The sequence below is a fragment of the Ochrobactrum sp. SFR4 genome, assembly GCF_019730395.1.
Taxonomy (GTDB): Bacteria; Pseudomonadota; Alphaproteobacteria; order Rhizobiales; family Rhizobiaceae; genus Pseudochrobactrum.
The window spans coordinates 1-420 of sequence record NZ_JAAPBB010000245.1; the positions used below are offsets into that span (position 1 = coordinate 1).

Here is a 420-nt window from a genome sequence, read left to right on the forward strand (position 1 = left end):
GATCACTGGCACTTTGGTCGATATCAGGACTGGTGCCGAACTCCTGTTCCTGCACGGCAGCAATCGCGCAGATGCAGTAGTTGGTATAAAGGAAACCCTCCGGCCAAAAACGGATGATTTCAGTTAAATTTTCAAGCTCACCGCTCAGTTCGTTGTCGGGTGGATTTACGGCTTTTGCGGGTGCGAGACGGATCAATTCTTTCAGAACCAGACCGGCTGCAAATATAATGAAATCTTTCCGATCAACAGCCGCGTAATGCTTGTTCTGATTGACCAGCTCAATCCAGTTCAGAAAGGCTTCGGTCAGACGTTTTTCATCAATGTCATAACGCACACCGGTCATTTCGGAGATCAGATTGGCATGTTTGCGCAAAGTCGCCCGAAACCAGCGTAACTGACGCAGCCTGTGGCGTAGATCAG

General features: G+C 49.3%; 1 protein-coding gene. It reads right to left on the minus strand.

What is annotated here, in order from left to right; genetic code table 11:
- Positions 1 to 420 (minus strand): hypothetical protein (locus HBA93_RS18820; RefSeq protein ID WP_221724312.1); only part of this gene is annotated, 420 nt, incomplete at both ends.